The sequence below is a fragment of the Streptomyces sp. GLSS-08 genome (genome assembly GCF_056387915.1).
The window spans coordinates 187,112-205,026 of the sequence record NZ_JBWJAQ010000007.1 but is presented as its reverse complement, the minus strand read 5'-3'; the positions used below and the strand labels follow the sequence as shown (position 1 = coordinate 205,026).

Sequence of the window (17,915 nt, the reverse complement as noted above, 5' to 3'; positions counted from 1 at the left end):
GACACCTCGAGGGCATGAGCGGCGTCGGCACCGGGCAGCGCCCGGACAACCGCAGGCAGAAGCTGGTCAGGTCCCTGTGGACCGGCATCTGGCTCGTCTATCTGAGCGCGCCCGTGACCGACCTGCTGCACGGCGGGCACAGCACCGGCGTCACCGTGCTCGGCTGGCTCGGTCTTGTGGTCTTCGTGGCCTGGTACTGGGCCCTGGTCCTGCGCACCGGGCGCGGCGAGGCCCGTGGCCTGGTCCTCGGCTCACTGGCCGTGCTCGCGGCCCAGTCCGCCGTCCTCTCCCTCACCCTGGGCCGGCAGTGGCTCGTCCTGTTCGTGTACGTGTCGATCGCGTCCGGCGCCGCGCTGCCGCTGCGGACCGCGCGCTGGAGCATCCCGGCCGTGTCCGCGCTGATGGCGGCGCTCGCGCTCACCGTCCCCGACGGCAGGGAGTACCTGGGGGGTCTCCTCGTCCCGGCGTTCCTCGGCGGGTTCGCCATGACGGGTGTGCGCGAACTCGTGCGCACCACCATCGCCTTGCGCGAGGCCCGCGCCACCGTCGCCCAGCTCGCCGCGAACGAGGAACGGCTGCGGCTCGCCCGCGACCTGCACGACCTCCTCGGCCACTCCCTCTCCCTCATCACGCTGAAGAGCGAGCTGGCCGGCCGGATGCTGCCCGGCCAGCCCGAGAAGGCGGCCCAGCAGGTCGCCGACATCGAGAACGTCAGCCGCCAGGCACTCGTCGACGTACGGGAGGCGGTCAGCGGCTACCGGCGGCCCCGGCTGTCGGGTGAACTGGCCGGTGCACGGGTCGCGTTGACCGCCGCGGACGTCGTCGCCGACCTGCCCGCCGGGCCCGGCCCCGGCGAGCTCGCCGAGGACAGCGAGTCGGCGCTGGCCTGGGCGCTGCGCGAGGCGGTCACCAATGTCGTTCGGCACAGCGGGGCCCGGCGCTGCACGGTGGAGCTGATCCGCCGCGAGACCCTGGACGGACCGGTCCTCGAACTGTCCGTCGAGGACGACGGCTCGGGCGGCTCGGGCAAGGGCCCGGGGAACGGCCTGTCCGGGCTGGCGGAGCGGCTGGAGAAGGCGGGCGGCACGCTGGACGCAGGCCGGTCCCGGCACGGGTTCCGGCTGGTCGCCCGGGTGCCGTCGGCGGCCGTACCGGAGCCGGCCGCAGGCCGCGGGGGCTGACGGACGACGCCGTAGGATCCGGGGCATGAGCCGTACGATCAAGGTCCTGCTCGCCGAGGACCAGTCGATGGTCCGCGAGGCGCTGGCCGCCCTGCTCGGCCTCGAACCCGACATCGAGGTCGTCGCCCAGGTCGCGCGCGGGGACGAGGTGCTGGCCGGGGTCCGCGCGCACGACGTGGACGTGGCTCTCCTCGACATCGAGATGCCGGGCATGACCGGCATCGAGGCGGCGGCCCGACTCCACCGGGAGTTCCCGGCCCTCAAGCTGGTCGTCCTCACCACCTTCGGACGGCCCGGCTATCTGCGCAGCGCGATGGAGGCCGGCGCCGACGCCTTCCTGGTGAAGGACGCCCCGGCGGCCCAACTGGCCCAGGCGATACGGAAGGTGCTCGCCGGGGAGCGCGTCATCGACCCCGTCCTGGCGGCCGCCGCGCTCGCCGGGGGCGCCAATCCGCTGACCGGACGCGAGCGCGAGGTGCTGCGCGCGGCGGCCGACGGCTCCACCAACGCCGAACTCGCCGCGGCCCTGCACCTGTCCCAGGGCACGGTCCGCAACTACCTCTCCACGGCGATCCAGAAACTGGCGGTCCGCAACCGCGCGGAGGCGGTCAGGACAGCACGGGAGAAGGGCTGGCTGTAGCCGCCGGTGCCCGCTCCCTCCCGGTGTCAGTTCAGCATCGCCCGTGCGGCCCGCGCCTGTTGGCGTATCCGGTCGGCCGCCGGTTCGTCGACGGCGGCCACCACGTCCGCGTACGCGTCCAGTTCGGCGGCGCCCGCCAAGAACTCGCCGCGCTGTACCAGCAGTTGGGCGCGTTCGTGGCGCAGCGCGGCCGGGTGCGAGGGCAGCAGCAGGGACAGCTCGACGGCCCACAGGGCGACGTCGGAACGCTCGGGGCGGGCGGCCGCCCAGGCGCGGATGTTGTTGAGGACGCGCAGGACGACGTCGAGCGGGTCGGCGGGCGCGAGCATCGACGGGTCGAGCGGCGCGCCGGTGGCACCCGTGACGAACAGCTCGGCGTCCGGGCCCGACAGTACCCGGCCGCCGTCGAAGGGGTCGGCCAGCACCTGGTCCTGGGGCGGGCCGAAGCCCACCACGAAGTGCCCGGGCAGCGCGACCCCGTACACCGGGGCCCCCGCCCGCCGTGCCACCTCCATCCACACCACGGACAGCAGGATGGGCAGCCCGCGCCGTCGCCGTAGCACCTCGTGCAGCAACGACGACTCCAGCCGCTGGTAGTCGCCCGGCGTGCCGTGGAACCGGCACCGGTCGCCGAGGAGTCCGGCGAGCGCGGTGGCCCAGGACCGCGGACCGCCCGGCCGGAACGGGAGCTGTCCGGCCAGCCGGTCCAGTTCGATCTGCGCCGCGTCCATACCGGCCTCGTCCAGCGTCCCGTCGGCGGCGGCGCCCACCAGCAGGCACAGCATCGCCAGATCGGGCCGCTCGGACCGCGCCTCGTCGGCGAACCGCCGCCGCACCTCGGCGGCACGCTCCGGTTCCGGGGGGTGAGGGGGACGCATGGCAGCCTCGTGTCCTCTCACGCCGCCCGGCGGGGGCCGTCGTGCGGCGGCTGCGGTTCCCGCGCCGCCTGGGGCGCGCGGTAGTGGTGGTACGCGTGATGCGCACCGAAGCCCATCCCCGCGTACAGCGCCCGCGCCCCCGTGTTGTCCGCCTCGACCTGGAGCCAGGCCGCAGAGGCGCCCTCGTCCAGCGCCCGCCGGGCCAGCGCGGCCATCACGGCCGTCCCGAGGCCCTGCCGCCGGTACGCGGGGTCGACCTCGACGGCCGCGAAACCGGCCCACCGCCCGTCCACCACGCACCGCCCGATCGCGGCCGGCGGGCCGCCGTGCGCACCGGGCACCGTCGCGAACCACACGGAAGGACCACTGCCCAGCACCCGCAGCGCCACCTCGCTCAGGCCCTTGCGCTGGTACCGGCCGAGCCACGCCTCGTCCGCATGCCGCGACAGCGTCACCTCGGGAGCCTCCCGGTCGCCGAGCGGCGCGAGCGGGCCGGTCCACAGCTCGGCCGTCACCTCACGCGTCCAGCCCCGCGCCTCCAGCTCCGCGCAGAGCAGCTCCTGCGTGCCCTCGGCCCCGGTCGCCGTCTGGACGTACGCGGGCAGCCCGCGGACGGCGTACCAGTCACGTACCGCCGCGAGCGCCTCGTCCAGTGGTCCGTCCGGATCGCCGAGCGGCAGCACGGAGTTGGCCCGCCGGGTGAATCCGGCGGCCGCCCGCAGCTCCCAGTCGCCGAGCCGCTCGCTCTCGACCGGCTGCCAGGCCCGCGCGGCGATCCGCGCCAGCTCCCCGTACGAGGCCGCGGGGCCCCGCCGCCGCGCCGGTGCGGCGGGCACCACCTTGCCCGCGACCAGCGAGGATTCCGGAATGCGGACGCTCTCCCCGGTGCGTCGTGTGATCAGCACCACACCGTCGTCCCATGATGTGAGAACACCGACCGTGTCGGTGAACTTCTCTGCTGTGTCTCCGTCCTCGTTCAAGCGGCGTACGGAGACACGTTTGCCCACGTCAGCAGCGGTGATGCGGACCTCAAGACGGCCGGCCGCGGAGATTTCCACAGGTCAGTTCACCCCTCCTGTTCGGATCGTGCCCAAGAACGGAGATACTAGGGGCGGGCATCGACGACGCCGCGCTCCCGCGCGCCAGGCGGCGGAGCCTGAGGAGGCCCGCCAGCGCCCTATCGAGGAGGAACGACAGCGTGACCTACGTCATCGCGCAGCCTTGTGTCGACGTCAAGGACAAGGCGTGCATCGAGGAGTGCCCGGTCGACTGCATCTACGAGGGCCAGCGGTCCTTGTACATCCACCCGGACGAATGCGTCGACTGTGGTGCCTGTGAGCCGGTCTGCCCGGTCGAGGCGATCTTCTACGAGGACGACACTCCCGAGGAGTGGAAGGACTACTACAAGGCGAACGTAGAGTTCTTCGACGAGCTCGGCTCGCCCGGTGGTGCCAGCAAGCTGGGACTGATCGAGCGCGACCACCCCTTCGTCGCAGCGCTTCCGCCGCAGAACCAGTAAGCGGCCCGGATCCGCGCCGCCCCGGTCCCGTACGGCCTCGCTGCCGTGCGGGACCGAGGTGTTTGGCGCGTGAGCCGTCCGTACCCGCCGTGAGTACGGCCCGCAGCCGCGGGCCGTACCTGCGAGAAAGTGAGCCCGACCCCGTGTCCGCAGTCTCCGACCGGCTTCCCGCGTTCCCCTGGGACAAGCTGGAGCCCTTCAAGGCGACCGCCGCCGCTCACCCGGGCGGCATCGTCGACCTGTCCGTCGGTACCCCGGTCGACCCGGTGCCCGAGCTGGTCCAGAAGGCTCTGGTCGCCGCGGCCGACTCGCCCGGATATCCCACGGTGTGGGGCACGCCGGAGCTGCGGGACGCGATCACGGGCTGGGTCGGGCGGCGCCTCGGCGCCCGGGAGATCACGCACCACCACGTGCTCCCGATCGTCGGCTCCAAGGAGCTGGTGGCCTGGCTGCCGACCCAGCTGGGCCTCGGTCCCGGGGACAGGATCGCCCACCCGCGCCTCGCCTACCCGACGTACGAGGTCGGCGCCCGCCTGGCCCGCGCGGAGCACGTCGCCTACGACGACCCGACCGAGCTCGACCCCACGGATCTCAAGCTCCTGTGGCTGAACTCCCCGTCGAACCCCACCGGCCGCGTCCTCGCGAAGGACGAGCTCGCCCGGATCGTCGCGTGGGCCCGGGAGCACGGCATCCTGGTGTTCTCCGACGAGTGCTACCTGGAACTGGGCTGGGAGGCCGACCCGGTCTCGGTGCTGCATCCGGACGTGTGCGGCGGCTCGTACGAGGGGATCGTGTCGGTCCACTCGCTCTCGAAGCGGTCGAACCTGGCGGGCTACCGTGCGGCGTTCCTCGCCGGCGACCCGGCCGTCCTCGGTCCGCTGCTCCAGATCCGCAAGCACGGCGGGATGATGACGTCCGCGCCGACCCAGGCCGCGGTGGTGGCCGCCCTCGGCGACGACACCCACGTCCGCGAGCAGCGCGAGCGGTACGCGGCCCGGCGCACGGCCCTGCGCGCCGCCCTCCTCGGCCACGGCTTCCGCATCGAGCACAGCGAGGCGAGCCTGTACCTGTGGGCCACGCGGGACGAGTCCTGCTGGGACACCGTCTCCCACCTCGCCGGCCTCGGCATCCTCGTGGCGCCCGGCGACTTCTACGGCCACGCGGGCGAGAGGTTCGTACGCGTGGCCCTGACGGCTTCCGACGAGCGCATCGCGGCGGCGGTGGCCCGCCTGGCGTAGCCGCCGGGCACGAGGCCGGGCCTGGGCGACGTCCGGCCGGCCGGACACGGCGACGGGGCCCGGGGAGTTCCCCGGGCCCCGTGACCGTGCTGTCCCGCGTGTCAGCCGAGCGGCAGGCCCTGCGTCGGGAGGCCCCCCTTGGCGACGGAGCCGGTCGGCAGGCCGCTGCCGGTCGCCTTCGCGGTTTCGCCGAGCAGCCCGCCCGCGGTCTTCTGGACGGTGACGGGGGCCGTCCTGGCGACCTTGCCGCCGGTCCTGCCCGCCGCGGGCAGGGCCTTCCTGACCGCCTTGCTGCCGGCGTCGCCGGCCAGGCCGGTGGCCTTCTGGGCCGTACTGTTCACGGTGTTGCCCGCGTGCGCGCCGTCCAGCGCGGTCAGCCCACCCAGGTTCGGGGTGGCCGGCAGTTCGGCCGCCGCGCCGGCGGAGCCGGCCGCACCGACCACGGGCGCCGCCCCCGCTGCGACGAGCAGCGCGACACGGGCGATCCGGCGGGTCAGGGGGAGGGACATGATGCTCCTTAGACGGGAGAAAACACTGGTGTGTCCGGCATCGCCCGGCATCTGACCGACTGGCTGTCGACCGGACGGCTGTGATCGTCCCGGGGCGCGGACGCAGTGACTACCGCTCGAAGTCCGCGAAGGTTGCGGTGACCCGACGTAAAGAGTTGGCAATGCGTCGCATTATCGGCTGCGGATGAAAGCGGGCAAAGGCCACCCGGTCCGAAAGTCTGCCGAATGCTTACGGCCCTTTGTTCCCAAGGGATTTGACGGAGGCGGGCGTGACCGCGCGGAAATCCGGGCAGTGACCGCATCCGGGGCAGGGGGAGTACCCCCGAAGAGTGAGGGCCCGCACTACTGACCGGTGACGATCCGGACCTCGGCCGTGGACGTCGCGGACTTCCCTGGCCCCGCGACCCCGGTCGCGGTCCACTCGCTCTCGGAACGCCCCGCCGACCACTCGCGTCCCGCGTAGGAGACGTGCGCGATGTGCAGCGCGGACGAGTTGGCCACGGCCCAGTGGGCCAGCTCCCAGCCGCGCTGACGGCGGCTGCCCTCGGCGGTCGTCCCCTCCGGCACGGGCACGGTGACGGCGGAGCCCCCGCCCGGCGAGGACGGGGAGGGCGCCGCGGAGGGCGGCGCCTGCCCTCCGGATCCGGCATCGACCTCGGCACCGGCCACCTGGAGCACCTCGCGCCCGAAGTCCCGCACGAGCGAAGCCCGTACGGCCTCCGGACCGCCGGTACGGGTGGCGCCCGGCCGCCCCTCACAGGTCAGCGTGGCCGCCGCACGGCCGGTCAGGGCCGCCGCAAGCAGCGTGGCGTCCGGCTCGTGCTTCGCGTACGCCTGGGGATAGCCGCTGCGCTGCACACGCTGCGCCGCGACCGTGAGCGGCAGCCGCGAATAGCCCGGCACCTTGGCCAGATGCGTGTAGAACTCACCCGCCGCGTACGCCGGGTCCATGACCTGCTTCCGCGTGCCCCAGCCCTGCGAGGGCCGCTGCTGGAACAGGCCGAGCGAGTCACGGTCGCCGTGGCGGATGTTGCGCAGCCCCGACTCCTGGAGGGCCGTCGCGAGGGCGATGGTGACCGCCCGCTCGGGCATGCCGCGCGTGGTGCCGACCGCGGTGATCGTCGCCGCGTTCACCGCCTGCTCCGGGGTGAACTCGTACGAGGCGCCGTCGCCCTTGCCCGAGACCACCTCGCAGCGGGGCGCGCCCGTGCCGCCCGTCACGTACTGCACGGCGAGATAGCCCGCGACCGCGAGCAGCACCGCGACGGCCGCCCCGAGACGGAGGAGGCGGCCGCGCCGGGAGGAGGTGGGGGACGGCTCTGGCACGCCCCCAAGGTACTAAAGGCGCCTGTGACCGGGGTGCGGGGCTGTGGACGAAGGGGTCAGGGGCCTTGGACGAAGGGGTCGGGGGCGTCGCGTTAGGCTCGGCGGCATGGCCGACACCCCGCTTGACCTCACGCTGGACGCCGCCGCCCTCACCGCGCGGCTCGTCGACTTCCCCTCGGAGAGCGGCAGCGAGAAGCCGCTCGCGGACGCCGTCGAGGCCGCGCTGCGCGCCCTGCCGCACCTGACGGTCGACCGGCACGGCAACAACGTGGTGGCCCGTACGAACCTGGGCCGCCCGGAGCGCGTCGTGCTCGCCGGCCACATCGACACCGTGCCGATCGCGGGCAACGTGCCGTCCCGGCTCGACGAGGACGGCGTCCTGTGGGGCTGCGGCACCTGTGACATGAAGTCGGGCGTGGCCGTGCAGCTGCGCATCGCCGCCACCGTCCCCGAGCCCAACCGCGACCTCACCTTCGTCTTCTACGACAACGAGGAGGTCGCCGCGCACCTGAACGGCCTCAAGCACGTCGCCGAGGCCCACCCCGACTGGCTGGCGGGCGACTTCGCGATCCTCCTGGAGCCGACGGACGGCCAGGTGGAGGGCGGCTGCCAGGGCACCCTGCGGATGCTCCTCAGGTTCACGGGGGAGCGGGCGCACTCCGCGCGCGCGTGGATGGGCTCCAACGCGATCCACGCGGCCGCCCCGGCCCTGGCCAGGCTCGCCGCGTACGAGCCCCGCAAGCCCCTCGTGGACGGCCTGCGGTTCCACGAGGGGCTCAACGCCGTCCGCATCGAGGGCGGCGTCGCCACGAACGTCATCCCCGACGCCTGCACCCTCGTCGTCAACTTCCGCTACGCGCCCGACCGCACGGAGGCGGAGGCGGAGGCGTTCGTCCGGGACTACTTCGCCGGCTGCGGCGTGGACGAGTTCGTCGTCGACGACCACACCGGCGGCGCCCGCCCCGGTCTGACCCACCCGGCCGCCGCCGCCTTCCTCACGGCCGTCGGCGGCGAGGCCCGCCCCAAGTTCGGCTGGACGGACGTCGCCCGCTTCAGCTCGCTCGGCGTGCCCGCCGTGAACTACGGCCCCGGCGAACCGCTCCTGGCCCACAAGGTGGACGAGCGGGTCCGGGCCTCCCTGATTCCCGAGGCCGAGGAGCGCCTGCGCGCCTGGCTGACGTCCTGACAGCCCGGTTCCGCGCCGTGGCGGTTCATGGCGGACATGCTCAGGTCCCCCCTTCGTAACCCGCGTGGATCTACGCTGGGGTGGAACTACCGCAAGCGGAGGGAGCGGACATGGCTACCGGCAATCCCGAGGGCAAGAAGCGGCCACCGGAGGAGCAGCGGCTGGGACCGGTGCTGCGCAGGCGGGACCAGGTGCAGGCGAGCACCACGGACCAGCGTCTGCTGGACGGACGCGCGCCCTCGGACTGGGTGCACACCGACCCCTGGCGGGTGCTGCGCATCCAGTCCGAGTTCATCGAGGGCTTCGGCACGCTGGCCGAACTCCCGGCTGCGATCAGTGTGTTCGGCTCGGCCCGCACCCCCGTCGACTCCCCGGAGTACGCATCCGGTGTCGAGCTCGGCCGCGGCCTGGTCGAGGCCGGCTTCGCCGTCATCACCGGCGGCGGCCCGGGCGCCATGGAGGCCGCCAACAAGGGCGCCTGCGAGGCCAAGGGCGTCTCCGTCGGCCTCGGCATCGAACTGCCTTTCGAGCAGGGGCTCAACCAGTACGTCGACATCGGCCTCAACTTCCGTTACTTCTTCGTCCGGAAGATGATGTTCGTCAAGTACGCCCAGGGGTTCGTGGTGCTGCCCGGCGGCCTCGGCACCCTGGACGAACTCTTCGAGGCGCTCACCCTCGTCCAGACCCAGAAGGTCACGAGCTTCCCCATCGTCCTGTTCGGCACGGAGTACTGGGGCGGTCTCGTCGACTGGCTCAAGAACACCCTGATCGCCCAGGGCAAGGCCTCCGAGAAGGACCTGCTCCTCTTCCACCTGACGGACGACGTGCAGGAGGCGGTGGCGTTGGTGTCGAAGGAGGCGGGCAGGTAGCGGGACTTCCGGCCCGACCGGCGGCCGGGGACGAGCGCGTCCGCGCGACGGGGGCGGCGCGACGGGGCAGGGGCGGGCCCCGGGTGCCGGAGCGCCGGGGCTACATCAGTCCCCGGCGCGCCACCGCGGGCGGCCGGTGTCCGGCGATGGACGCGACCATGTCGAGCACCTGCCGCGTCTCCTCGACCTCGTGGACCCGGTACACCTGCGCCCCCAGCCAGGCGGACACCGCTGTCGTGGCCAGCGTCCCCACCACCCGCTCCTTGACCGGCCGGTCGAGCGTCTCCCCCACGAAGTCCTTGTTGGACAGGGAGACGAGGACCGGCCACCCCGTGTCCACCATCTCGCCCAGCCGCCGGGTCGCCTCGAGGCTGTGCCGGGTGTTCTTCCCGAAGTCGTGCCCGGGATCGATCAGCACCGACTCCCGCGGCACTCCCAGCGACACCGCCCGTTCGGCCAGCCCGAGGGTCACCCGCAGGATGTCGTCCATGACGTCGTCGTACGTGGTCCGGTGCGGACGCGTCCGCGGCTCGGCCCCGCCCGCGTGCGTGCACACCAGGCCCGCCCCGAACCGGGCGGCGACCTCGGCCAGCCGCGGATCGACCCCGCCCCACGCGTCGTTCAGCAGATCCGCGCCCGCCTCGCAGACCGCCTCCCCGACCTCGTGCCGCCAGGTGTCGACGCTGATGACCACGTCGGGGAACCGGCGCCGCACCTCGGCGACGAAACCGACCGTACGGCGTGCCTCCTCCTCGGCCGTGACCTCCTCGCCCGGGCCCGCCTTGACCCCGCCGATGTCGACGACGGCGGCGCCCTCGGCCACCGCCTGCTCGACGCGGGCGAGCGCCGGCTCGTCGAGGAACGTCGCCCCCTGGTCGTAGAAGGAGTCCGGGGTCCGGTTCACGATCGCCATGATCACCGGCTCGTGCGCGTCGAATTCACGCCTGCCCAGCCTGAGCATCCCCTGTGACCTCTCCTAGTGCTTCCCGCTGTTCGGCCGCCTGCGACCCTAACTGTCAGCGTCGCATGGCACGATCGGACCCTGACACTTCCGATACATTCCACGTCGGCGCGCCCCGTGCCGGCACCAGAGCGTGGGGACCTCAGCGATGTTCATGTTCTTGTTCCTGGTCGTCGCGCTCGCCGTCGTGGTCGCCGCGGTCACTCTGTCCGTGGTGGGCGGCGGCGAGAGCGGCCCGCTGACCGACGTCGCGCCCGAGCGGCTGGAGGACCCCCTGCCGGCGCACCGGCCGGTGAACCGCGCCGACGTGGACCTGCTGCGCTTCCCCGTCGCCGTCCGTGGCTACCGCATGGCGGACGTCGACGACGCGCTCGGCCGCCTCGGCGCCGAGATCGCCGAGCGGGACGCCCGGATCGCGGACCTGGAGGCCGCCCTCGCCGGCGCCCGCGCGTCCGCCGCTCCGTCGCTGCGCAAGCCCGCCGGTGAGGAAGACCGGTGAGCGGCGCCCTCCCCGGCACCGACGGGACACCGCGCTGCCCCTGGGCGCTGTCGACCGAGGACTACGTGGCGTACCACGACGCGGAGTGGGGCCGTCCGGTCCACGGCGACGACGCGCTGTACGAGCGGCTGTGCCTGGAGGCCTTCCAGTCGGGCCTGTCCTGGATCACGATCCTGCGCCGCCGCCCCGGCTTCCGGGCCGCCTTCGCCGGTTTCGAGATCGCCGAGGTGGCGGCCTTCACCGAGGCCGACGCGGAGCGCCTGCTCGCCGACCCGGGCATCATCCGCAACCGCGCCAAGATCGAGGCGACGCTCGCCAACGCGCGCGTACTGGCCGGCTGGGCGCCGGGCGAGCTGGACGAGCTGATCTGGTCCTTCGCCCCCGACCCGGCCTCCCGCCCGGTCCCGGCCACGCTCGCCGACGTGCCCGCCGTCACCGCCGAGTCGACCGCGCTGTCCAAGGCGCTGAAGAAGCGCGGCATCCGCTTCGTGGGCCCGACGACGGCGTACGCGCTGATGCAGGCGTGCGGCCTGGTCGATGACCACCTGGCGGACTGCGCGGCCCGGGGCCGCTGACCCGCCCCGAGCCCGCCCGCGCCGGTCAGCGCCCCAGGTACTTCGGCTTCTCCTTGCCGATGAACGCCCGCACGGCGATCAGGTGGTCCTCGGACGCGCCCGCCCGGGACTGGAGTTCGTCCTCCTTCTCCAGGGACTCGTCCAGGGAGTGCGAGAGGGCGTGGGCGAGGGACTCCTTGAGTGCGGCGTACGCGAGCGTCGGGCCCTCGGCGAGCGCCCTGGCCACCTTGACCGCCTCGGCGGCCAGCTCGGCCGACGGCACGATCCGGTTGGCGATGCCCAGCTCGTACGCCTCCTGTGCCGAGATGCTGCGCGGGAAGAGCAGCAGGTCGGCGGCGCGGCTCGGTCCGACGACCCGCGGCAGGGTCCACGAGATGCCCGAGTCGGCGGTCAGCGCGACCCCGGCGAAGGAGGTGTTGAAGGCGGCCGTGTCCGCGACGATCCGGTAGTCCGCGGCGAGCGCGAAGCCGAAGCCCGCTCCGGCCGCGACGCCGTTCACGGCCGCCACCACCGGCTTCGCCGCACCGGTCAGCGCCCGCACGATCGGGTTGTAGTGCTCCCGCACCGTGCTCATGACGCCCTCGCCGGAGCCCGACTCGCGCGCCGTGAGCAGCCCGCCGACGTGCTCCTTGAGGTCCTGGCCCACGCAGAACGCCCGGTCGCCCGAGGCGGTCAGCAGCACGGCCCGTACGGAGTCGTCCGCGGCGGCCGCCTGGGCGGCGTCCCGGAGGGCGACCTTGGCGGCGACGTTCATCGCGTTCATCGCCTCGGGGCGGTTCAGCGTGATCGTCGCGAGCCCGTCGCTCACCTCGTAGAGCACGGTGTCGGCCATGGTGGGTCCCCTCCGGTGTCACGGCTCGTCGTACCGGTCGGTACGCGCTGCTTCCGAGGACAGCATGGCGGAGATCGCCGACGGTGGCGCGAGCCGGACATGTGACCTGCGTCAAAGGATTCCGGCGCGGGAAAGTCCATGCGGCGGCGCAGTATCGCAGTCACATCGCCGAATTGAGTGGTTTTGCTCAAGCGCGTTGCGCAAGCGATGCCGACTGATGTTGGTCATCGGGTCCTGAGATGCGGGATAATGGCCTGGAAGCAATGTGTTCGATGCCGGTGACGTGTGTCCTATGAGGGGACGTGCGTGCCCTCCTAAGGGGCCGTCGGCGACGATGAGCTGGTTTCAGGAAGGGGAACGAGCATGGCGGCCATGAAGCCGCGGACGGGCGATGGCCCGCTCGAGGTGACCAAGGAGGGGCGGGGCATCGTCATGCGCGTTCCGCTCGAAGGCGGCGGTCGGCTCGTTGTCGAGCTGACTCCCGACGAGGCCGACGCGCTCGGCGACGCCCTCAAGAAGGTCGTCGGCTGACGCGGAACGCGACCCTACTTTTACAGCTGTCCCGGCATCGTACGCGGTGCCGGGACACTGTTTTCCGGGGGCAAGGCGGCGTCCTTCCGGCCCGTGGCCCCGGGGTACTCCCTGGTCAGCGCCCTGGGCCGGGTCCCGGGTCAGCGCTTGACGGCGCAGAGCAGCCCGTCGCCCACCGGGAGCAGCGAGGGCACCAGCTCCTGGCTCTCGCGCACCGCGCGCAGCAGTTCCCGCAGCCGGCCGACCTCCGCGGGCTGCGGTCCCGAGTCCACCGTGCGGCCGTCCGCGAAGACGCCCTCGAAGACCACGAGCCCGCCGGGACGCAGCAGGCGCAACGATTCAGCGAGATAGTCCAGACACTCCAGACGGTCGCCGTCGCAGAAGACCAGGTCGTACCCGGCGTCCGCGAGCCGCGGCAGGACCTCCAGGGCGCGGCCCGGAATGAAACGGGCCCGGTTGCTGGCGAAACCGGCAGAGCGGAAGGCCTGGCGGGCGAACTGCTGGCGCTCCGGCTCGGGATCCACGGTGGTCAGTACCCCGTCCGGACGCATGCCGTGCAGGAGATGAATTCCGGAGACACCGGTTCCGGTTCCGATCTCCGCGACGGCCTTCGCGTCCACGGTGGCGGCGAGCAGCCGCAGCGCGGCACCCGTGCCGGGCGACACCGAGCGCAGCCCTGCTTCCCGGGCCCGCTCCCGGGCCCAGCGCAGCGCCTCCTCCTCGGCGACAAAGGCGTCGGCGAACGCCCAGCTCGTCTGCCGGTTGCCGGTAATGACCCTCTCCTGTCCCCGTAGTTGCCTGGCCGTGACTGTATCCGTTGCCGTCGGGAACCCGCCGATGGGACCAGGCGTTCAGATGAGTGGGGAAGGCAGTGGGGGGACGCTGATGAAGCAGGACACCGAGCAAGTGCTGACGCAGCCGCAGAAGCGCACATCAAATTCTCGTAAAACCGCTTATCCGGAGCTAACGGGCGAGGTGGCTATGGTAGGGGCTCCACTGGACACCGCCAGAGCCGACAGGGGAGGTGCGGCTGCGCCTGAGGATCGGGGAGGAGTGCTGCGGCGCTTTCTCAGGTCGGCGGGTGAGCCGAGAGCCGTGATTGACACCGCTGACCGATCCCACACCGCTGACTCCGCACAGACCGCGACTTTCGCCACCGACGCGGACTCGCAGGCGTGGACTCCTCCCACCTGGGAGGAGATCGTCAGCACGCACAGCGGCCGGGTCTACCGGCTCGCCTACCGCCTGACCGGCAATCAGCACGACGCCGAGGACCTCACCCAGGAGGTCTTCGTCCGCGTCTTCCGCTCGCTGTCGACCTATACGCCCGGCACCTTCGAGGGCTGGCTGCACCGCATCACCACGAATCTCTTCCTGGACATGGTGCGCCGCAAGCAGCGCATCCGCTTCGACTCCCTCGGCGACGACGCGGCCGAGCGCCTCCCCAGCCGCGAGCCCTCCCCGCAGCAGCTCTTCAACGACGCGCACTTCGACGCCGACGTCCAGCAGGCGCTGGACACCCTCGCGCCCGAATTCCGTGCGGCGGTCGTCCTCTGCGACATCGAGGGCCTCTCGTACGAGGAGATCGCCGCGACCCTCGGCGTCAAGCTCGGCACGGTCCGCAGCCGTATCCACCGTGGCCGCTCCCAGCTGCGCAAGGCCCTCGCACACCGCTCTCCGGAAGCCCGCGCCGAGCGCCGCGGCTTCGCAGTCACGGGAGTTCCCGCGCTGGGAGGAGGGGGCGCGACCGCGTGAGTGGATCCCGGCCCGACCCCGCCGAACGGCGCGTGGCAGACCAGCACCTCGGAGACCGGCTCTCCGCCCTGGTGGACGGCGAGCTAGGTCATGACGCGCGCGAGCGTGTCCTCGCCCACCTCGCCACCTGTGCGAAGTGCAAGGCAGAGGCGGACGCGCAGCGCCGCCTGAAGAACGTGTTCGCGGAAGTCGCTCCGCCGCCCCCTTCCGAGAGTTTCCTGGCCCGGCTCCAGGGGCTCCCCGGAGGAGGTGACTCCGACGGCGACGGCTCGCCGCTGGGCAAAAGCGGATTCGGCGGAAGACTTTCCGGCTCCGGGACGCACTCGGGCGTCGCCGGGCTCTTCGGAACGAGGGGCGAGTCCTTCGGCTACGTGCCGACAGGACCGCACGCCGACGTGCTGCCCCCCTCCCCGGGCCGCGGCTTCCGTATCCATGACGTCACGCGCCAGGAGGCCGAGCGGTCGTCCTCGCGCGGGCTGCGCCTCGCCTTCGCCGCCGCGGGCGCGGTGTCGCTGGCCGCGGTCGCGCTCGGCGGGGTGTCCACGGGCGTGCCCGGTGACACCCCGCAAGCGCGCGGCGGTTCCGGCTCGGGGAGCAACGTGACACCGCTGCGCACCCAGGGCACCGGCGGGACGACGGCTCCCGACTCCCAGCGCCGGCGGTCCAGCGCCCCGCTGCTCGCCCAGGGCCAGCGCGCGCCCGGCGACGGCCCGGCCATACCGACCTCCCTGTCCGCGCCCCTGCTGCCCGGAGTCCCCACCCCGCCGTCGGGGCAGGAGGCCATGGGCACACCGACCACACCCATCGTGGCCGGTGCCGCCGCGATGTCCCCGCTCATACGTCCGCTCACCGCGGTCCAGCTCACCGAGCCGGCCACCTGGTCGGCGTCGTGGGACGTCGTGAAGCCGGGCCTGCTGACCGTGCCACCGAACACCCCGTCCCCCTCTCCCTCCTCCCGCTAGGCCTGGGTCCCGTCGCGGGACCGGCCCCGGCCGATCCTGCGCGCCGCCCCGTGAACCTGGTTGAATCCGGGGTGGGCCGCGCCCGCAGGAGGACTCCGGGCGCGGAGTCGACAGTCTGCGTGACCGCCGGTGCCGTCGTGCCGCGGGCCAGGTGTGGGGAGAGCATGGACCAGGGGAAGCCCGCGAAGACGAAGTGGTGGAGCCGACCCCGGCCCAACGACCCGGGGACCGACCCGGCCACGGGCCCGGCGGTGCCGACTCCTCCGGAGGCCGTCGGGACGGGGCCGTCCGAGCCCCGGGGAGCGGGTCCGGAGACCCCGGGCACCGCCGACGGGGACTTCGAGCTGGAACGCCCGCTGCCCCCGGGGACCGGCGCCGTAGACGGTGACTTCGAGCTGAACCGCCCCGAGCCGACGGCTGCGCCCGGTGGGGCCGACGAAGGTGACTACGAGCTGGACCCACCGGACGCCCCGGAGCCGGAGATGCCGGACCCCGGCGATGCGGCCGGCCCGCGAGCACCGCACGCGGTCACCGCGCCTGCGCTCACGCCGGACGCGGTCCCTGCGCCCGGAACGGACGCCACCTCCCCGGCGCTCACGTCGGACGCGGTCCCCGCCCCCGCGCCCGGAACGTATGGGTCCCCGGGGCTTTCGCCGGACGCGGTTCCTGCGCCCGGAACGGACGGGTCCTCGGCGCTCACGTCGGCCGCGGTCCCCGCCCCTGCGCCCGGAACGGACGCCACCTCCCCGGCGCTCACGCCGGTCGCGGTCCCCGCCCCTGCGCCCGGAACGGACGGGTCCCCGCCGCTCACGACGCCGGACACCGCCCCCGCCAGTCCGCCCTCCGAGGCCGTCACGCCTCCCGTAGGCGCGCTCGCTGAGGCCGTCACTCCTCCCGTGGCCGCTCCCTCCGGGCGTCCCCGCCCCCTGCACGCCCCCGATCCCTACAGCACCCCGCCGTACGGCGAGCCCGGCCCCTGGGCGCCCGCGCCGCCCGTCCAGCACCCGGGCGCCACCCCGAGCCGGGGGACCCACCTCCCCACCGTTGCGCAGACAGCCGTCCCGGCCGCCCCGGCCCACGCCGCACCCCCGCCCGGCGCCGCCCCCGCCCACGGTTCGCCCCTGACCCCCGGCCCCGGGGCTCAGTCTGCGGTCGTGCCGGGGGTGGAGAGTGCCCCGTCCTCCGGCCAGGCCGCGGCGGTGTCCGCGCCCTGGCGGAACTACGACCCGTGGGCCGCGGGGCCGCTCCAGCAGAACGGGGCGGCCGTCGCGTCCAAGGCGCAGCGCCGCCGGCGGGCGAGACGGGCCATCGTCGGCGGGGCCCTCCTCGTCGCGCTGCTGTCCGGCGGCGTCGGCGGCCTCGTCGGGGCCTACCTGGAGCGCAACGGCGGCATGGCGGACGTGGAGCTGCCCCAGGCCGGCAGGGAGCCGAACGACCGGGCCCCGGGCACGGTCGCCGGGATCGCGGCCGGCGCGCTGCCCGGCGTCGTCACCCTGCACGTGCGCGGCTCGAAGGCCCAGGGCACCGGTACCGGGTTCGTGCTCGACGGCTCGGGTCACATCCTCACCAACAACCACGTGGTCGAACCCGCCGGCACCGGCGGCGACATAACCGTCACCTTCAGCGGGGGCGAGACCGCCACCGCCAAGGTGGTCGGACGGGACAGCGGATACGACCTGGCCGTCGTCAAGGTCGGCTCGGTCAGCGGCCTCAAGCCCCTGCCGCTGGGCAACTCCGACAACGTGCAGGTCGGCGACGCCGTCGTCGCCATCGGCGCGCCCTTCGACCTCCCCAACACCGTCACCTCCGGCATCATCAGCGCCAAGGAGCGGCCCATCACCGCGGGCGGCGAGAAGGGCGACGGCAGCGACGTCTCGTACGTCGACGCCCTGCAGACCGACGCGCCCATCAACCCCGGCAACTCGGGTGGCCCGCTGCTCGACTCGCAGGGCCGGGTCGTCGGCATCAACAGCGCCATCCGCTCCGCCGACAGCGGCTCCGGCGTGGAAAGCGGCCAGTCCGGTTCCATCGGGCTCGGCTTCGCCATCCCCGTCAACCAGGGCAAGCGCGTCGCCGAGGAACTGATCAACACGGGCAGGGCGACGCACCCGGTCATCGGCGTCACCCTCGACATGGACTACGGCGGCGACGGCGCCCGCGTCGGCACCGGGGCCGAGGACGGCGGCGCCCCGGTCACCTCCGGCGGCCCCGGCGACCGGGCCGGCATCGAGGCGGGCGACGTCATCACCGAGGTCGACGGCCGGCCCGTCCACTCCGGCGAGGAACTCATCGTCAGGATCCGTGCCCACCGCCCCGGCGACCGGCTGGAGCTGACCCTGGACCGCGACGGCACCGAGAAGCGGCTCACGCTGGTGCTCGGTTCCGCCGACGGCGACTGACGGGAGCCGCGGCCGGGGCCCCTCGGCCCCGCCCCCGTTCCGCGGCCGGCGGGGG

General features: G+C 73.5%; 19 protein-coding genes. 12 read left to right on the top strand and 7 right to left on the bottom strand.

Annotation, left to right across the window (positions count from 1 at the left end; genetic code table 11):
• Nucleotides 1–14: 14 nt before the first annotated feature.
• Together AC0ZLC_RS14970 and AC0ZLC_RS14965 are read left to right on the top strand one after the other, a co-directional pair.
• Complete coding sequence (locus tag AC0ZLC_RS14970) at nt 15–1,181, top strand: sensor histidine kinase (protein WP_476752426.1); 1,167 nt, start codon at nt 15–17, stop codon at nt 1,179–1,181.
• Nucleotides 1,182–1,206: 25 nt separating this feature from the next.
• A complete protein-coding gene (locus AC0ZLC_RS14965; RefSeq protein ID WP_476752425.1) occupies nt 1,207–1,821 on the top strand; it encodes a response regulator in 615 nt (204 codons plus the stop codon).
• A 26-nt stretch (nt 1,822–1,847) separates the two neighbouring features.
• Here the strand turns inward: AC0ZLC_RS14965 and AC0ZLC_RS14960 are convergent, their stop codons facing one another.
• Both AC0ZLC_RS14960 and AC0ZLC_RS14955 read right to left on the bottom strand, forming a co-directional pair.
• Entirely contained in the window at nt 1,848–2,699 is an 852-nt protein-coding gene (locus tag AC0ZLC_RS14960; protein WP_476752424.1) for a transglutaminase family protein, read from the bottom strand.
• 17 nt (nt 2,700–2,716) lie between these two features.
• Nucleotides 2,717–3,757: a GNAT family N-acetyltransferase gene (locus AC0ZLC_RS14955; protein WP_476752423.1), complete on the bottom strand. Its 1,041-nt coding sequence runs from the start codon at nt 3,755–3,757 to the stop codon at nt 2,717–2,719.
• A gap of 140 nt (nt 3,758–3,897) precedes the next feature.
• Here AC0ZLC_RS14955 and fdxA point away from each other — a divergent pair, with 140 nt between their 5' ends.
• Both fdxA and AC0ZLC_RS14945 read left to right on the top strand, forming a co-directional pair.
• On the top strand, nt 3,898–4,218 hold the full coding sequence (gene fdxA / locus AC0ZLC_RS14950; RefSeq protein WP_003973842.1) for a ferredoxin: 321 nt from the start codon (nt 3,898–3,900) through the stop codon (nt 4,216–4,218).
• Between the two features lie 143 nt (nt 4,219–4,361).
• The gene (locus AC0ZLC_RS14945) at nt 4,362–5,456 is read left to right on the top strand and encodes a bifunctional succinyldiaminopimelate transaminase/glutamate-prephenate aminotransferase (RefSeq protein ID WP_476752422.1); all 1,095 of its coding nucleotides are present in this window, start codon (nt 4,362–4,364) and stop codon (nt 5,454–5,456) included.
• Nucleotides 5,457–5,557: 101 nt separating this feature from the next.
• Here the strand turns inward: AC0ZLC_RS14945 and AC0ZLC_RS14940 are convergent, their stop codons facing one another.
• Together AC0ZLC_RS14940 and AC0ZLC_RS14935 are read right to left on the bottom strand one after the other, a co-directional pair.
• Nucleotides 5,558–5,965 carry an ATP-binding protein gene (locus AC0ZLC_RS14940; protein ID WP_476752421.1) on the bottom strand — a complete coding sequence of 136 codons (408 nt, stop codon included), beginning with the start codon at nt 5,963–5,965 and terminating at the stop codon, nt 5,558–5,560.
• Nucleotides 5,966–6,307: 342 nt separating this feature from the next.
• Complete coding sequence (locus AC0ZLC_RS14935; RefSeq protein WP_476752420.1) at nt 6,308–7,291, bottom strand: VldE C-terminal domain-containing protein; 984 nt, start codon at nt 7,289–7,291, stop codon at nt 6,308–6,310.
• Nucleotides 7,292–7,397: 106 nt separating this feature from the next.
• Here AC0ZLC_RS14935 and dapE point away from each other — a divergent pair, with 106 nt between their 5' ends.
• Nucleotides 7,398–8,477 (top strand): succinyl-diaminopimelate desuccinylase, encoded by a 1,080-nt coding sequence (dapE, locus tag AC0ZLC_RS14930; protein WP_476752419.1) that lies wholly within the window; start codon nt 7,398–7,400, stop codon nt 8,475–8,477.
• Between the two features lie 110 nt (nt 8,478–8,587).
• A complete protein-coding gene (locus AC0ZLC_RS14925; protein ID WP_476752418.1) occupies nt 8,588–9,346 on the top strand; it encodes an LOG family protein in 759 nt (252 codons plus the stop codon).
• A gap of 100 nt (nt 9,347–9,446) precedes the next feature.
• Here the strand turns inward: AC0ZLC_RS14925 and folP are convergent, their stop codons facing one another.
• Nucleotides 9,447–10,307 (bottom strand): dihydropteroate synthase, encoded by an 861-nt coding sequence (folP, locus tag AC0ZLC_RS14920; protein ID WP_476752417.1) that lies wholly within the window; start codon nt 10,305–10,307, stop codon nt 9,447–9,449.
• Nucleotides 10,308–10,455: 148 nt separating this feature from the next.
• On the opposite strand from folP, the gene AC0ZLC_RS14915 reads away from it, so the two are divergent.
• Both AC0ZLC_RS14915 and AC0ZLC_RS14910 read left to right on the top strand, forming a co-directional pair.
• Nucleotides 10,456–10,806, top strand: a complete 351-nt coding sequence (locus AC0ZLC_RS14915; protein WP_358850216.1) for a DivIVA domain-containing protein — start codon at nt 10,456–10,458, stop codon at nt 10,804–10,806.
• The gene (locus tag AC0ZLC_RS14910) at nt 10,803–11,381 is read left to right on the top strand and encodes a DNA-3-methyladenine glycosylase I (RefSeq protein ID WP_476752416.1); all 579 of its coding nucleotides are present in this window, start codon (nt 10,803–10,805) and stop codon (nt 11,379–11,381) included. The genes AC0ZLC_RS14915 and AC0ZLC_RS14910 overlap by 4 nt, the downstream gene beginning before the upstream one ends.
• Nucleotides 11,382–11,406: 25 nt before the next feature.
• Here the strand turns inward: AC0ZLC_RS14910 and chcB are convergent, their stop codons facing one another.
• On the bottom strand, nt 11,407–12,213 hold the full coding sequence (gene chcB / locus AC0ZLC_RS14905) for a 2-cyclohexenylcarbonyl CoA isomerase (protein ID WP_476752415.1): 807 nt from the start codon (nt 12,211–12,213) through the stop codon (nt 11,407–11,409).
• Between the two features lie 363 nt (nt 12,214–12,576).
• On the opposite strand from chcB, the gene AC0ZLC_RS14900 reads away from it, so the two are divergent.
• Nucleotides 12,577–12,744: a DUF3117 domain-containing protein gene (locus tag AC0ZLC_RS14900; protein WP_003966491.1), complete on the top strand. Its 168-nt coding sequence runs from the start codon at nt 12,577–12,579 to the stop codon at nt 12,742–12,744.
• 140 nt (nt 12,745–12,884) lie between these two features.
• Here the strand turns inward: AC0ZLC_RS14900 and AC0ZLC_RS14895 are convergent, their stop codons facing one another.
• On the bottom strand, nt 12,885–13,583 hold the full coding sequence (locus AC0ZLC_RS14895) for an O-methyltransferase (protein WP_476752587.1): 699 nt from the start codon (nt 13,581–13,583) through the stop codon (nt 12,885–12,887).
• A 214-nt stretch (nt 13,584–13,797) separates the two neighbouring features.
• Here AC0ZLC_RS14895 and sigE point away from each other — a divergent pair, with 214 nt between their 5' ends.
• The 3 genes from sigE (at nt 13,798) to AC0ZLC_RS14880 (ending at nt 17,860) form a co-directional block, all read left to right on the top strand.
• Complete coding sequence (gene sigE, locus AC0ZLC_RS14890) at nt 13,798–14,499, top strand: RNA polymerase sigma factor SigE (protein WP_476752414.1); 702 nt, start codon at nt 13,798–13,800, stop codon at nt 14,497–14,499.
• A complete protein-coding gene (locus AC0ZLC_RS14885) occupies nt 14,496–15,461 on the top strand; it encodes an anti-sigma factor family protein (protein ID WP_476752413.1) in 966 nt (321 codons plus the stop codon). Before sigE ends, AC0ZLC_RS14885 begins: the two co-directional genes overlap by 4 nt.
• Nucleotides 15,462–15,943: 482 nt before the next feature.
• Nucleotides 15,944–17,860, top strand: coding sequence for a S1C family serine protease (locus AC0ZLC_RS14880; RefSeq protein ID WP_476752586.1), 1,917 nt, complete (start codon nt 15,944–15,946; stop codon nt 17,858–17,860).
• Nucleotides 17,861–17,915: the final 55 nt, after the last annotated feature.